The 13,650-nt window shown below is 70.6% G+C and carries 16 protein-coding genes; 9 read left to right on the forward strand and 7 right to left on the reverse strand.

The features are described from left to right. Window positions 1-5: 5 nt before the first annotated feature. Window positions 6-1,178 carry a precorrin-6y C5,15-methyltransferase (decarboxylating) subunit CbiE gene (gene cbiE, locus CLV43_RS22405; RefSeq protein WP_211304475.1) on the reverse strand — a complete coding sequence of 391 codons (1,173 nt, stop codon included), beginning with the start codon at window positions 1,176-1,178 and terminating at the stop codon, window positions 6-8. Beyond that, window positions 1,175-1,567, reverse strand: coding sequence for a pyridoxamine 5'-phosphate oxidase family protein (locus tag CLV43_RS48540; RefSeq protein WP_106189189.1), 393 nt, complete (start codon window positions 1,565-1,567; stop codon window positions 1,175-1,177). The genes cbiE and CLV43_RS48540 overlap by 4 nt, the downstream gene beginning before the upstream one ends. A 180-nt stretch (window positions 1,568-1,747) precedes the next feature. Here CLV43_RS48540 and CLV43_RS22415 point away from each other — a divergent pair, with 180 nt between their 5' ends. Then, window positions 1,748-2,449 (forward strand): tRNA ligase subunit PheS family protein, encoded by a 702-nt coding sequence (locus tag CLV43_RS22415; protein WP_170155967.1) that lies wholly within the window; start codon window positions 1,748-1,750, stop codon window positions 2,447-2,449. Between the two features lie 291 nt (window positions 2,450-2,740). Here the strand turns inward: CLV43_RS22415 and CLV43_RS22420 are convergent, their stop codons facing one another. The 4 genes from CLV43_RS22420 to CLV43_RS22435 are packed head-to-tail and all read right to left on the reverse strand — an operon-like array spanning window position 2,741 to window position 6,952. Next, window positions 2,741-4,471, reverse strand: a complete 1,731-nt coding sequence (locus CLV43_RS22420; RefSeq protein ID WP_106189191.1) for an aminotransferase class V-fold PLP-dependent enzyme — start codon at window positions 4,469-4,471, stop codon at window positions 2,741-2,743. Next, window positions 4,472-5,236 carry an amino acid ABC transporter ATP-binding protein gene (locus CLV43_RS22425; protein ID WP_106189192.1) on the reverse strand — a complete coding sequence of 255 codons (765 nt, stop codon included), beginning with the start codon at window positions 5,234-5,236 and terminating at the stop codon, window positions 4,472-4,474. Then, window positions 5,233-6,063 (reverse strand): amino acid ABC transporter permease, encoded by an 831-nt coding sequence (locus CLV43_RS22430; protein ID WP_106189193.1) that lies wholly within the window; start codon window positions 6,061-6,063, stop codon window positions 5,233-5,235. The genes CLV43_RS22425 and CLV43_RS22430 overlap by 4 nt, the downstream gene beginning before the upstream one ends. After that, entirely contained in the window at window positions 6,053-6,952 is a 900-nt protein-coding gene (locus tag CLV43_RS22435) for an ABC transporter substrate-binding protein (RefSeq protein ID WP_106189194.1), read from the reverse strand. The genes CLV43_RS22430 and CLV43_RS22435 overlap by 11 nt, the downstream gene beginning before the upstream one ends. A 160-nt stretch (window positions 6,953-7,112) precedes the next feature. On the opposite strand from CLV43_RS22435, the gene trxA reads away from it, so the two are divergent. The 7 genes from trxA (at window position 7,113) to CLV43_RS22470 (ending at window position 11,594) form a co-directional block, all read left to right on the forward strand. Then, on the forward strand, window positions 7,113-7,484 hold the full coding sequence (gene trxA, locus CLV43_RS22440; protein WP_106189195.1) for a thioredoxin: 372 nt from the start codon (window positions 7,113-7,115) through the stop codon (window positions 7,482-7,484). Between the two features lie 358 nt (window positions 7,485-7,842). After that, window positions 7,843-8,241 carry a phage holin family protein gene (locus tag CLV43_RS22445; RefSeq protein WP_106189196.1) on the forward strand — a complete coding sequence of 133 codons (399 nt, stop codon included), beginning with the start codon at window positions 7,843-7,845 and terminating at the stop codon, window positions 8,239-8,241. Beyond that, window positions 8,238-8,819, forward strand: coding sequence for a DUF3618 domain-containing protein (locus CLV43_RS48545; RefSeq protein ID WP_106189197.1), 582 nt, complete (start codon window positions 8,238-8,240; stop codon window positions 8,817-8,819). The genes CLV43_RS22445 and CLV43_RS48545 overlap by 4 nt, the downstream gene beginning before the upstream one ends. Then, window positions 8,819-9,100: a DUF4235 domain-containing protein gene (locus CLV43_RS22455; RefSeq protein ID WP_106189198.1), complete on the forward strand. Its 282-nt coding sequence runs from the start codon at window positions 8,819-8,821 to the stop codon at window positions 9,098-9,100. The genes CLV43_RS48545 and CLV43_RS22455 overlap by 1 nt, the downstream gene beginning before the upstream one ends. A 247-nt stretch (window positions 9,101-9,347) precedes the next feature. Continuing rightward, entirely contained in the window at window positions 9,348-9,866 is a 519-nt protein-coding gene (locus CLV43_RS22460; RefSeq protein WP_106189199.1) for a VOC family protein, read from the forward strand. Between the two features lie 43 nt (window positions 9,867-9,909). After that, window positions 9,910-10,995, forward strand: coding sequence for an S-(hydroxymethyl)mycothiol dehydrogenase (locus CLV43_RS22465; protein WP_106189200.1), 1,086 nt, complete (start codon window positions 9,910-9,912; stop codon window positions 10,993-10,995). Continuing rightward, window positions 10,995-11,594, forward strand: a complete 600-nt coding sequence (locus CLV43_RS22470) for an MBL fold metallo-hydrolase (RefSeq protein WP_106189201.1) — start codon at window positions 10,995-10,997, stop codon at window positions 11,592-11,594. Before CLV43_RS22465 ends, CLV43_RS22470 begins: the two co-directional genes overlap by 1 nt. A gap of 42 nt (window positions 11,595-11,636) precedes the next feature. Here CLV43_RS22470 and CLV43_RS22475 read toward each other — a convergent pair whose 3' ends face one another. After that, entirely contained in the window at window positions 11,637-12,404 is a 768-nt protein-coding gene (locus tag CLV43_RS22475; protein ID WP_106189202.1) for an enoyl-CoA hydratase/isomerase family protein, read from the reverse strand. Window positions 12,405-12,524: 120 nt separating this feature from the next. On the opposite strand from CLV43_RS22475, the gene CLV43_RS22480 reads away from it, so the two are divergent. Then, on the forward strand, window positions 12,525-13,613 hold the full coding sequence (locus tag CLV43_RS22480) for a glycosyltransferase (RefSeq protein WP_106189203.1): 1,089 nt from the start codon (window positions 12,525-12,527) through the stop codon (window positions 13,611-13,613). The last annotated feature ends 37 nt before the right edge of the window (window positions 13,614-13,650 follow it).

Here is a 13,650-nt window from a genome sequence, read left to right on the forward strand (position 1 = left end):
AGAGGTCAGTCGACCGGTTTGGTCACGGCCCAAGTGGTGACCGGCATGTGCGGGCGCCAGCCGGTGAAGCCGCCGACCGGCGAGGCGCGGTTGACGGCGATCCTGGTCAGGTCGCCACCGAGCCGGGGGTGCCAGGCCGCGATGACGGTCTCGGACTCCATGGTCACGGCGTTGGCCACGAGCCTGCCGCCGGGGAGCAGGGCGTCCCAGCAGGCCGCGAGGACACCGGGCGCGGTGAGCCCGCCGCCGATGAACACCGCCGACGGGCGTTCCAGGTCCTCCAGCGCCTCCGGTGCCTTGCCGACCACGACGTGCACGCCCGGCACGCCGAGGGCGCGGGCGTTGCGGCCGATCCGCTCGGCGCGTTCGGGGTGGCTCTCGACGCCGATCGCGCGGCACGACGGGTGCACGCGCGCCCACTCGATCGCGATGCTGCCCGCACCGGCGCCGACGTCCCAGAGCAGCTGGCCGGGCGCGGGCGCCAGCTGGGCCAGGCTGATGGCCCGCACCTCGCGCTTGGTGATCTGGCCGTCGTGCTCGAAGGCGTCGTCCGGCAGGCCGGGCACCCGCGAAAGCACCTTCGTGCCAACGCATTCGACCGCCAGCACGTGCAGCGGGTCCACGTAGGACAGGTCGGTGTGCACCCGCTCCCCCGGCCCGCCGAGGCGTTCCAGCACGGTCAGCTTGCTGTCGCCGTACCCGCGCTCGGCGAGCAGGTCGGCCACCGACGCCGGGGTCGAGCCGAGCACCAGGATGCGGCGGCCGGGGTGGATCACCGGGTGCAGCAGCTCCGCGGGGCGGCCCACCATGCTGACCACCTCGACGTCGTCCACCGCCCAACCGAGCCGGGCGCACGCCAGCGACACCGACGACGGGTGCGGCACGACCCGGACGCGGTCGGCGCCGAGCATCCGCACCAGCGTGGAGCCGATCCCGTGGAACATCGGGTCGCCGCTGGCCAGCACGCACACGCGGCGGTGCCGGTGGGTCTCGAACAGGCCGGGCAGCGCGGGCAGCATCGGCGACGGCCAGGTGACCCGCTCGAAACCGCCGGGCACCATCTCCAGCTGCCGGGCGTTGCCCATCAGCACCTGCGCGGCCTCGACCTCGGCCTTGGCGGCCGGGGACAGGCCCTCCCAGCCGTCGACCCCGATGCCGACCACGGCGACGGCGATCACACGGTCCCCAGCGCTCTGGTGACCCGGATCTCGATCACGACGCGCTCGGGGTTCACCCGCGGCGTCCGGTACCGCTCGGCGTAGCGCCGTTCGGCGTCCGCGACGGCCTCCGGTTCGCGCCGCACGAAGGCGCGCCCCTCCAACGTGGACCACCGGCGTCCGTCCACCTGGCACACCGCGACCCGCGCGCCCTCCTCGCCCGCGGCGAGGACGTGCCGCACCTTGTGCGACCCGCCGGACGTGATCACCCGCGCGACCCCCGCCTCCACGTCGAGCGTGACACCGACGGGCACCACGTGCGGGGTGCCGTTCGCCCGCACGGTGGTGAGCGTGCACAGGTGGCGCTCGGTCCAGAACTCCCCGAAGTCCGCGCCCTTGTTCGTCAGCATGCGCACATCATGCTTGATCCCACTGCTACCGTTGACGCATGCACGCAGCGCGTCGATTTAGCCACCCCCGGCCGGGAGCACCGGTCGCCGGGGTCGTCGGCGTGCGCTGAGCGGTTTCCCGGTGACGGACCGGCCGAGGGGAGTCCCCCGCCAGTCCACTCCACCAGATGGGAATCCACCATGTTGCTCTCCCGCGACCTCACCGACCCCGCACAGGGTCCCCACGCCATCCAGCTGATCCTCGACGACGTCCTGGCCGCCGTCCGCGACACCGCGGACACACGGGTGGTGCGCGAGGACCCGGTGACCACCGTCGCCGACAACTACACGAACCTGGGCTGCCCGGCGGAGGGCAGTCCGACCGGGCTGCTGCTGCGCACGCACACCTCCGCGATGGTGCCGCCCGCCCTGCGCGCCCTGGCCGCCGAAGGCGGGCCGTGGGACGTGCTGCTCGCCTGCCCTGGAGCGATCTACCGCGACGACCCGGTCGACCGCCTGCACATCCGCGCACCGCACCAGCTCGACCTGTGGTGGCTCGGCCGGACCGTCCACGACGTGGGCGACCTCGTCGTGCGCGCCGTTCGCGGGGCTTTGCCGGGCGTCACGGTTCGGCTGATCCCGGACTCGTACCCCTACGTCGAGGAAGCAGCGCATGTCGATGTGCTGGTGGACGGGCGGTGGGTGGAGGTCGGAGGGTGCGGGCGGGTGGCGCGGCACGTGCTGGATCGGGCGGGTGTGCCTGTGGAGGTGGGAGGGGTGGCTTTGGGGTTGGGGCTGGATCGGTTGTTGATGGTGAGGAAGGGGGTGCCGGATGTTCGGTTGTTGGCAGCGGTGGGGGCTGCTGCGCAGATGGTGGATCTGGCGCCTTATCGGGCGGTGTAGGCCACCAGTTGCCAGTTGTGCGGGGCGCTAGTTGTGCGGGGGTGTGGTCGATTTGACTTGGGGCCCCTTTTTTGGGCTTCGTCGGGCGAAAAAGGGCAGGTGGTAGAGCCTGCCCGCCGACTCATTGTAAGCCCAAAAACCCCAAGTCAAATCGACCACGGTTGCGTGCTGCGGTTGAGGTTGCGTGCTTCCTTGCTGCAGTAGGCTTTCGTTGGTGTTGCTTGCTTTCGTTGGTTTGGTTGGTGTTGCTTGCGTTGGTTTTGCTTGGTGTTGCTTGGTGTTGCTTGCTTTCTAAGTTTTGGCGGTGCCTCTGATCTCGTTGAGGTAGTTGTAGATCGTGTACCTGGTGACGTCCAGGGCGCCTGCTAGGTGGTCGACGGAGTCCTTGATGAGGAAGTAGCCGGCGTCGTCGAGGACCTTGACCACTTGGGACTTGTGGGTTTTCTTCATCAGTTCCACGGGGACGGTGGCATCGGCGACGGCTCGTTCCACGAGGAGGCGTTGGAGTGTGTCGACGTCGCCGGGGAAGGTTTCGACCACGCGTTCGGCGCGGCCGGTGGCGGCTTGGTCGCTGTTGACGCAGAGGCAGCCGACGGCGACGCCGTCGGCGTCGCGCAGGAAGACGGTGGAGGAGCGGATGACGCGGCCGTCGGGGGCGTAGGTCTCGTAGTTGGTGAGGTCCTGCGTGGTGCCGCGTCGGACCAGGCCGAGCAGGAGGTCGGTCATCGGGCCGCCCACCTCGCGGCCGGTGAGGTCGCCCGCGATGGCGACGATGGAGTTGGGGAGGGCGCCGAGGTCGTGCAGGACGACCTCGGTGCCCGCGCCGAGTGCGGCGGCCAGGCTGTTGACGGTGGGGACCAGTGCGGCCAGGACGTCCGAGCCGCCGGAGGCCTGTTCGATCTCGCGGTGGGCGACGGAGACCGGGCGGCGCACCTCGCGCAGGGCGGCGGCGAAGCGGGCGATGGTCGCCGGGGTGGTGGAGGCGTGCGGGGTGAGGCGGACGTGCTCGGGGCGGACGGTCGCGGTCACGCCGGTGGCGACCAGGGCCGAGCCGACCACGGACGCGGGGTGGTCGGGCAGCGTGAAGGCGAGGATGCCCGCGCGCCGGTCCTCGGCGGACACGACCGTGCCGCCCGCTTCGCGGATGATGTCGGTGAGCTCGTCGAGGCGGGCGGCGATGCGGGCGCCGATGGCTTGCACACCACCGAGCTCCACCAGTTCCAGCGCGTGCCCGAGCGCACCCGCGGCGACCGGGCTCAGGTTCGTGATGGACCAGCCCGCCGCGCCCTCGGCGACGGGGTGGACGTCGTCGTCGAACAGGCCGGGGTCGAGGGCGCCGGTCCAGCCGGACATGAGCGGGTCGAGGCGTTCCAGCGCGCGGTCGGACAGGACCATGAACCCGGTGGACCAGCCCGCCCGCAGCCACTTCTGACCGCCGACCACGAGGACGTCGGCGACCTCCCAGGGCTCGTCGACGACACCGAAGCCCTGGATGCCGTCCACGACGAGCAGCCGGTCGCCGACGGCCTCGCGGATGCCCGCCAGGTCGGCGCGGTAGCCGGTGCGGAAGTCGACGGCGCTCACCGACACCGCGGTGGTCGCCGGGGTGAGCGCCTCGTGCACCGCCTCCGGGGTCACCCAGCCGCGGTCGGGGCGCATCCACCGCACCTCCGCGCGGCCCGCCCGCTGCCACGGGTATGTGTTGGCCGGGAACTCCGCCGCCGAGACGACGACCTCGCCGGTCACTCCGAGCGCGACCTGGAACAGGCCCGTGCTGGTGTTGGGCAGCAGCGTCACGTGGTCGGTGTCGCTGCGGCACAGCCGGGCGGCGGCGGCCTTCGCCCGCAGCTCCTGCCGCATCAGGTCGTCGACCGTGGAGGGTCCGGCGGCGGCGGACGCCTCCAGCAGCCGCGTCGACGTGTCGACCACGGCGTGGGAGGGCGGCCCGAACCGGCCGAAGTCCAGGTACCCCTCCGGTTCGTGGAACTGGACGGAGTACGAGGAGGGGATGCGGTTGGTCACCTAGAGCACCTTTGCGAGGAACTGCCGAGTGCGTTGATGTTGCGGATTGTCCAACACCTCCCGAGCCGACCCGGACTCGACGACGGCCCCGTCGACCATGAACGCCACGTGGTCCGCGACCTCCCTGGCGAACCCGACCTCGTGCGTCACGACGATCATCGTCATGCCGTCGCGGGCCAGCGCGACCATGACGTCGAGCACCTCGCCGACCAGCTCGGGGTCCAGTGCGGACGTCGGCTCGTCGAACAGCATGACCTTGGGCTTCATCGCCAGCGCGCGGGCGATCGCGACGCGCTGCTGCTGCCCGCCGGACAGCTCGCGCGGGTACGCGCCGCCGCGGTCGCCGAGACCGACCCGCGTCAGCAGCTCCAACGCCTCCCGCCGGGCCTCGGCGGGCTTGCGGCCGAGCACCTGGATCGGCCCCTCGGTCACGTTCTCCATGGCGGTGCGGTGCGGGAACAGGTTGAAGCGCTGGAACACCATGCCGATGTCGCGGCGCTGGGTGGCGACTTCGCGTTCGGGCAGCTCGTGCAGCTTGCCGCCCTTGAGCACGAACCCGACGGGGTGGCCCGCGACCCAGATGCGGCCCGCGTCGATGGTCTCCAGGTGGTTCACGCAGCGCAGGAACGTGCTCTTGCCCGCGCCGGACGGCCCGAGCAGGCAGACGACCTGCCCCTCGTCCACGGTCAGGTCGACGCCCTTGAGGACTTCCGTGGACCCGTACGACTTCCGCACGCCGTGGGCGCGCACCAGCGGCTCGGTCACCGCACACCCTTCCCGTAGGCGCGTTCCAGGTAGTACTGGCCGACGTTCGCGACGCTGACGACGATCAGGTACCAGAGCGCGGCGGCGATCAGCGTCTCCATGATCTCCAGGTTGCCCGAGGAGATCCGGTTGGCCGCGTGGATGAGCTCGAGGAACCCGATCACCGACGCCATCGACGTGCCCTTGAGCATGTTGATGAAGTTGTTGCCGGTCGGCGGGATGATCACCCGCATCGCCTGCGGCAGCACGACCCGGCGGAACGTCTTGCCGGGCGTCATGCCGATGGCCTTGGCCGCCTCGATCTGGCCGGGGTCCACGCTGTTGAGCCCGGCCCGGACGATCTCCGCCATGTACGCGCTCTCGTTGAGCCCCAGGCCCAGCAGCGCCGCGACGAACGCGGTGATGATGACGTTGGTCGGCTCGTGCAGCACGAACGCGTCGGTGAACGGGACCGGGATCGAGATGAACTTGAACACCAGCGCGAGGTTGAACCACAGCAGGATCTGCAGCAGCACCGGAAGGCCGCGGAACAGCCAGATGTAGCCCCAGGCGAACCAGCGGGCGACCGGGTTGGGCGAGCGCCGCAGCAGCGCCAGCACGACACCGAGCACGATCGCCCCGGCCTGGGCGCACACCGCGAGGATCACGGTGTTCACCAGGCCGCCGAGCATGATCTCGTGGGTGAAGAAGCCGGGCACGTCCTCGTAGAGGATCTGCGCGTCGGCCAGCGCGATCCCGAGCAGCGCGAGCAGCCCGAGGATCAGCGCGCCGACGACCCAGCGCCCCCAGTGCCGGATCGGGACGACCTGGAGGTCCTCACTTGCCATTGAGGGTCACCTTCGAGATCGCCCCCTGGGAGACCTCCCAGGACTCGAGGATCTTGGTGTAGGTGCCGTCGTCGACGAGCGCCTGCAACGCCGCCTGGATCGACTTGCTGAGCTGCGGGTTGTCCTTGTTCACGCCGATGCCGTACGGGCCGCCGTTGATCGGGTCGGCCTTCACGACCTCGAAGTACTCGCCCTTGCCCGCGGTCTGCGCCACGTACACGGCGGTCGGCAGGTCGTTGAGGATCGCGGCGACGCGGCCGGTGCGCAGCTGGTTCTGGTTCTGGGTGTCGCTGTCGGTCGCCGTCACGGTCACCTCGCCCTTGCCCGCGGCGACGCACTTCGTGCTCTGCTCCTTGGCGTAGGCCTCCTGGCTGCTGCCGAGGTTGACCGCGACGCCCTTGCCGCACAGGTCGTCCGGGCCCTTGACCGAGCTGGGGTTGCCCTTCTGGACCATGATCGTGATGCCGGAGGTGAAGTAGTCGACGAAGTCGATCGCCTGCTGGCGCTCGGCGGTGTCGTTCATCGCGGCCATCGTCATGTCGATCCGGCCGGACTGGAGGCTGGTGATCAACGAGCTGAACGCCATGTCGCTGTACTCGACCTTGAGGCCGAGCTTGGCCGCGATGGCCTTGGCGAGGTCCACCTCGGACCCGATCGCCGTCTTGCCGTCCTCGGCGTAGAAGTTGTTCGGCGGGTTCTGGATGTTGGAGCCGACCTTCAGTGTGCCGGCGGACACGATCGCGGGCGGCAGACCGGCCGCGAGCGCGTCGTCCTTCTTCACCGAGGACACGATCGACTCGGTCGACGGCTTGGCCCCACCGGACGCGGCGGGTGGGGCCGCGTCCGGGTTCGCGCAGGCCACGAGGGTGGACAGCGCGACTGCGGTCATGGCGAACCTTCGGATCAACACGGCGCCTCCAGGTGTGGTGGCGAAAAGCTACAACTCCTTGTTGAAGAAGTCCACAGCGAGTTGAAATGAACCGGGGAATCCTGTGGCCCGTTCGTTCGTTGAACGGGGCAGAAGGACTGCTGTCGAGCTAGGAGGACACATGGCCACGGTGGAGCTGACCACGAAGAACTTCGACGAGGTCGTCGGTGGTTCGGACATGGTCCTGGTCGACTTCTGGGCCTCGTGGTGCGGTCCGTGCCGCCAGTTCGGTCCCGTGTACGACAAGTCGTCCGAGAAGCACGGCGACATCGTGTTCGGCAAGGTCGACACCGAGGCGCAGCAGGAGCTGGCGGCGACCTTCCAGGTCCGGTCCATCCCCACGCTGATGATCGTCCGCGAGGGCGTCGTGCTCTACGCGCAGCCCGGCGCGCTGCCCGAGGCCGCGCTGGAGGACCTGATCGACCAGGCCCGCAAGGTCGACATGGACGAGGTCCGCAAGGAGGCGGAGGCGCAGCAGGCGCCCGCCGAGTAGTCAGCGGTGCGGCGACCGGGGTCACGGATCCCGGTCGCCGCCCATCGCGCAGGCGCCCCTTGGCGGCGCGACCCGGTCGCGCTCCGACGACCTGCTCGCCTTGCTCTTGTCACCCCGCACCGGAAACACGATCGACCCCGCCGCTGTGCCGCAGATCTTGCCGCACCGGCCACTTCACCATTCCCCGCAGCGTGACCGCCGTCGACCCGACGTTGTCCACAAAGGACCGGAAAGCCGACGAGCCCCATCACGCGTTGTGCCGCCCATGCCCGTCGGGCAACCACTGCCGAGGTTCACCACACCGGGGTGGTTGGTTCGTCTCAACAGGGGGTAACCGCCGGTCAGAGAGGAGGCGGTCATGGACAGCGGTGTGCAGGAAGCGTCGACCGCACAGCTCGTGGGCAAGCTGTCGGAACAGGTCAGCAGGCTCGCCCAGGAGGAGATCAAGCTCGCGGTCGCGGAGTTGCAGGCCAAGGGCAAGAAGGTCGGCGTGGGAGCCGGGCTGTTCGGCGGGGCCGGTGTGCTCGCGTGGTTCGGCGTCATGTCGCTGATCGCCGGACTCGTGCTGCTCCTGGCCACGGTGATGGCGCCCTGGCTCGCGGCGTTCGTCGTCGCGGTCGGCGTGTTCGTGATCGCCGGCATCGTCGCCCTGGTGGGCAAGAAGCAGATCGACAAGGGCACCCCTCCCGTTCCGGAGGAGGCCATCCAGGGCGTGAAGCAGGACATCGCCACGGTCAGCGAGAGGGCACACCGATGAGCGGCAAGGAAGTCCCCACCGACCCGGCGGCGCTGCGCGCCGACATAGAGAAGACGCGGCAGGACCTCGGTGACACGGTGGAAGCACTCGTGCACAAGGTGGACGTGCCCGCGCGGGCGAAGGAGAAGACGTTGCAGGCCAAGGACAAGGCCACCGAGGCGGCGGTGAACGCCAAGGACGCGGCAGCCGCGAAGGCGGTGCAGGCCAAGGAGAAGGTGACCGAGGCCGCCGCCGCGCTGCCCGCGCAGGTGAACCTCAAGGCCCAGCAGGCGAAGGCGAAAGCCGCCACCGCGACGGCACAGGCCGTGGACGCGCTTCCGCCCCAGGTGACCGAGAAGGTCGACCAGGCGAAGGCCAAGGTCGGCGAGGCCGCCTCGCACGTGGCCGACGCGATCCCGCCGCAGGTGACCGCGAAGGTGGACCAGGCCAAGGAGAAGGCGGCCGAGGTCGTCGACTCGCTGCCCGAGCCGGTGGCGCAGCGCGTCGAGCAGGCCCGCAAGCACCCGGCCGTGACGGGAGCCGTCATCGCGGCCGTCCTGTTCGTGCTGTGGAAGCTCACCCGGCGCGGGAGGGCCTGATGAACAAGCTCCTCTACAAGCCGCTGGGCATGCTCGTCGGCGTGCTGGGCGGCGTGCTCGCCAGCGCCGCGTTCGGCCAGGTCTGGAAGCTCGCCACCGGCGAGAAGGAAGCGCCCAGCGCCACGCAGCAGGACCGCAAGTGGAGCGAGGTGCTGATCGCCGCGACCGTGCAGGGCGCGATCTTCGGCCTGGTCAAGGCCGCGATCGACCGCGGCGGCGCCACCGGGTTCGACAAGCTCACCGGCGAGTGGCCGGGCGACAAGCGCGACATGGACAACTGAGCCGACCGAGTCGGCTGGGCCGACCGCGACCGCCTCCCACCACCACCGAAGCGCCCGTTCCGTTCGCGGAACGGGCGCTTCTCGTCGTGACCCGGTTGCGGTCTTGACAGGAGGGCACGGTGGGCGCAGTTTGTTGCGTGTGACGGAACGCTGTGCGTGCTGCGCAACGACCGACGGTCCGGCAAGAACTTGAACGCGCAACTACCATGGCCGGTGGCAGCACGACCAGCGACCGAGGGAGCACGTAATGCCACAGCCAGAGGGCGCCGAGCTGGACCGCATCCGGGCCCACCGCGATGAGCTCAGGGGCAAGTACCTCAAGCCGCTCGCCGACCGCGGCCTGGCGCCGACGCAGGGCGTGCACCACATCGCCCTGGTCTGCCGCGACGTGGAGACGACGATCAAGTTCTACCAGGAGCTGCTGGGGTTCCCGCTGGTCGAGCTCGTGGAGAACCGCGACTACGCGGGGTCCAGCCACTTCTTCTTCGACATCGGCAACCGCAACCTGCTGGGGTTCTTCGACTTCCCCGGCCACGACCACGCGGACTACCAGGAGACCATCGGCGCCGTGCAGCACCTGGCGCTGTCGGTGTCGGCCGAGCAGTTCGCCGCGGGCAAGGCCAAGCTCGAGGCCGAGGGCGTCGAGTACCTCGGCCCGGACCGCGGTGTCGAGGACAGCGTCTACTTCCGCGACCCCAACGGCGTGGGGATCGAGTTCTACCGCGAGGAACTGGCAGTCTTCGACGGTGAACGACTGATGGGCTGACCGAGCAGTACGACGGCGCACGGCGAAAGACGGAGGACGAAAAGTGGCGCAGGAAGTCAGCGGTGTGATCGCTCGGGGCAAGGGGCTGCCGGTCGAGTTGACGACCATCGTGATCCCGGACCCCGGCCCCGGCGAGGCGGTGGTGAGGATCCAGGCCTGCGGGGTCTGCCACACCGACCTGCACTACCGCGAGGGCGGCATCAACGACGACTTCCCGTTCCTGCTCGGCCACGAGGCCGCGGGTGTCGTGGAGCAGGTCGGCGAGGGCGTCACCGACGTCGAGCCCGGCGACTTCGTCGTGCTGAACTGGCGCGCGGTGTGCGGGGCCTGCCGGGCGTGCAAGCGCGGCAGGCCGTGGTACTGCTTCAACACCCACAACGCGGCCCAGCCGATGACGCTCAAGGACGGCACCGCGCTGTCCCCCGCCCTCGGCATCGGCGCGTTCGCGGAGAAGACCCTGGTGCACTCGGGCCAGTGCACGAAGGTCGACCCGTCGGCCCGCCCGGCCGCCGTCGGCCTGCTCGGCTGCGGCGTGATGGCCGGTCTGGGCGCCGCGATGAACACCGGCAACGTGGGCCGCGGCGACTCGGTCGCGATCATCGGCTGCGGCGGTGTCGGCGACGGCGCGGTGGCGGGCGCGCGGCTGGCGGGCGCGGCGAAGATCATCGCGGTCGACACCGACCCGCGGAAGCTGGAGTGGGCCAAGGGCTTCGGCGCCACCCACTTCGTCAACGCCCGCGAGGTGGACGCGGTCGAGGCGATCAAGGAGCTGACCGACGGCTTCGGCGCGGACGTCGTGATCGACGCGGTCGGCCGCCCGGAGACGTGGAAGCAGGCGTTCCACGCCCGCGACCTGGCGGGCACGGTCGTCCTGGTCGGCGTGCCGACGCCGGACATGAAGATCGAGATGCCGCTGATCGACTTCTTCGGCCACGGCGGCTCGCTCAAGTCCAGCTGGTACGGCGACTGCCTGCCCAGCCGCGACTTCCCGATGCTCGTGGACCTCTACCTGCAGGGCCGGTTCGACCTCGACGCGTTCGTCAGCGAGGAGATCCCGCTCGACGGCGTCGAGGGCGCGTTCGAGAAGATGCACAAGGGCGACGTGCTGCGCTCGGTGGTGGTCTTCTGATGCGGGTCGACCACGGCGTCACCTCCGGCACGTTCTCGTTGGACGGCCAGACCTTCGACGTGGACAACAACGTCTGGGTGCTGGGCGACGACGCCGAGTGCGTGGTGGTCGACGCCCCGCACGACGTGGACGCGATCCTCAAGGTCGTGGACGGCCGTCGGGTGGTGGCGATCCTGGCCACGCACGCGCACGACGACCACGTGCGGGTGGCCCCGGCGCTGTCCGAGGCCACCGGCGCCCCGGTGCTGCTGCACCCGGCCGACCGGGTCGTGTGGGACCTCACGCACCCCGACCGCGCGCCGGACGGCGAGCTGGCGGACGGGCAGGTGATCACCGTCGGCGGCGGGGACGTCCACGTGCTGCACACGCCGGGCCACGCGCCCGGCGCGGTCTGCTTCCACGTGCCGTCGCTCGGTGTCGTGTTCACCGGCGACACGCTGTTCAACGGCGGCCCCGGCGCGACGGGCCGGTCCTACTCGGACTTCGACACGATCGTCGCGTCGATTAAGGCCCGGCTCCTCCCGCTGCCGCCGGACACGATCGTCCACACCGGACACGGCGACAGCACGACCATCGCCGCGGAGACCGCGAACGTCTGACCCGCAACGGTTCCGGGGAGCCCGCGGGCTCCCCGGACCGGGTCAGAACCGCGGCGCCCGCTTCTCCAGGAACGCCGCCACTCCCTCGGCGTACTCGGCGCTGTGCACTGCCTCGTCGTAGAGCGCCCGCACGGCCTCGTCCTCCTCGTGCATGCCGTCGGTGATGCCGGTGACGATCGTCTTAGCGCCGCGCAGGCTCACCTGGGCCCGCGACGCGATCGTCATCGCCAGCTCGCGCACCCGCGCGTCGACCGCCTCGGCCTCGTGGATCTCGTTGACCAGGCCGATCCGCAGCGCCGTCGACGCGTCGATGATCTCGCCACTGAACAGGATCTGCTTCGCCCACGACGGGCCGACCGCCTCGACCAGCCGCTTGGTGGAGGTGAAGTTGTAGACGATGCCGAGCTTCGCGGGCGTGATGCCGAACCGCGCGCCCGCCTCGGCGATCCGGATGTCGCACGCCAGCGCCATCTCGCAGCCGCCGCCGATGCAGAACCCGGAGATCGCCGCGATCGTCGGCTTGCCCAGCGTCGCGATCGCCCGCTCCCCGTTGTGCACCGCCTCGCCGTACCGCGCCGCGCCGTCCGCGCCCTTGCGCAGCGTCGAGAACTCGCCGATGTCCGCCCCCGCCGAGAAGTGCTCGCCCCCGCGCAGGACCAGCACCCGGATCTCGTCGTCGTGGCGCACGAGGTCGAGCAGGGAGGGCAGCGCGGACCACATGTCGTAGCTCATCGCGTTGCGCTTGGCGGGCCGGTCGATGGTCAGGGTGGCGACCGGACCGGCCGTGTCGAGGATCAGGTGCTCACTCACCCGACGAGCCTACTGGGACCGTTCCCGCCCCCGGTTCGACGGGAGTCGAACCTGAGGTGATTCCCGGAGTGGCCTCAGGTCCGGCTGCCGCGGGCCTGGATCGGCCTTAGCCTGTCCGGTATGCGAATCCTGCTGGCCACGACCTCCGGAGCGGGGCACTTCGGTCCGCTGCTGCCGTTCGGCGCGGCGTTCCGGGCGCTCGGCCACGACGTCCGCGTCGCCGCGCCCCGGTCGTTCTCCGCCGCCGTCGTCCGCGCGGGCTACCCGTACCTGCCGTGCGACGACGTGCCCGCGGACGAGATCGCCGCCGTCTACGAGGGCGCGGAGTCGAAGTCCGCCGCGGAGCAGAACCTCATGGCCGCCAGGGTCTTCACCGACCTCGCCCCGCGCGCCATCCTGCCCGGCATGCTCGCCGCGTTCGCCGACTGGCGCCCGGACCTGCTCGTCCGCGAGTTCGGCGAACTGGGCTCCTTCATCGCCGCCGAGGTCAACGCCGTCCCCCAGATCCAGGTACTGGTCGGCCTGCGCCGCTTCCACGACCTCATGAAGCCGGTCGTCTCCACGCACCTCAGCCCCCTCGCCGAGGCCCACGGCGTCCCCGTCGACCGCCTGTGGACCCTCCCCACCGCCTCCCTCGTCCCCGCGTCGTTCGACGAGCCCGGCCCCGACGTGATCCACCGCTTCCGCGCCGACACCCCATCCCCGGTTCCGTCCACACAGGACACTCCCCTGGTCTACGCCTCCTTCGGCACCGTCTCCGGCTCCATCCCCTTCGCCCGCGACGCCTTCACCGCCACCGTCCGCACCCTGTCCACCCTGCCGATCCGCGTGCTCGTCACCATCGGCGACGAAGGCGACCCCGCCGACTGGGCCTGGGTGCCGGACAACGTCCGCGTGGAGAAGTGGCTCCCCCAGCACGAAGCCCTCCGCGGCGCCTCCGCCCAGGTCTGCCACGGCGGCATGGGCTCCGTCCTGGGCGCCCTCACCGCGGGCGTCCCCACGGTCGTCCTCCCCCAGTTCGCCGACCACCCCGACAACGCCGAACGCCTCGCCGCCACCGGCGCGGGCCTCCGCGTCGACACCCCCGACACCCTCCTCGACGCCGTGTGCAGGGTGCTCGACGACCCCTCGTTCCGCACCGCCGCCCACCGCGTCGCCACCGAGATCGCCGCCCTCCCACCCGCCGGCAACGCCCTCGACCTGGTGTGACTTCTCCGCCGCCACCTGCGGCGGACCACTCCGTCAG

This window comes from Umezawaea tangerina (genome assembly GCF_003002815.1).
In the GTDB taxonomy this organism is placed as follows: Bacteria; Actinomycetota; Actinomycetes; order Mycobacteriales; family Pseudonocardiaceae; genus Umezawaea; species Umezawaea tangerina.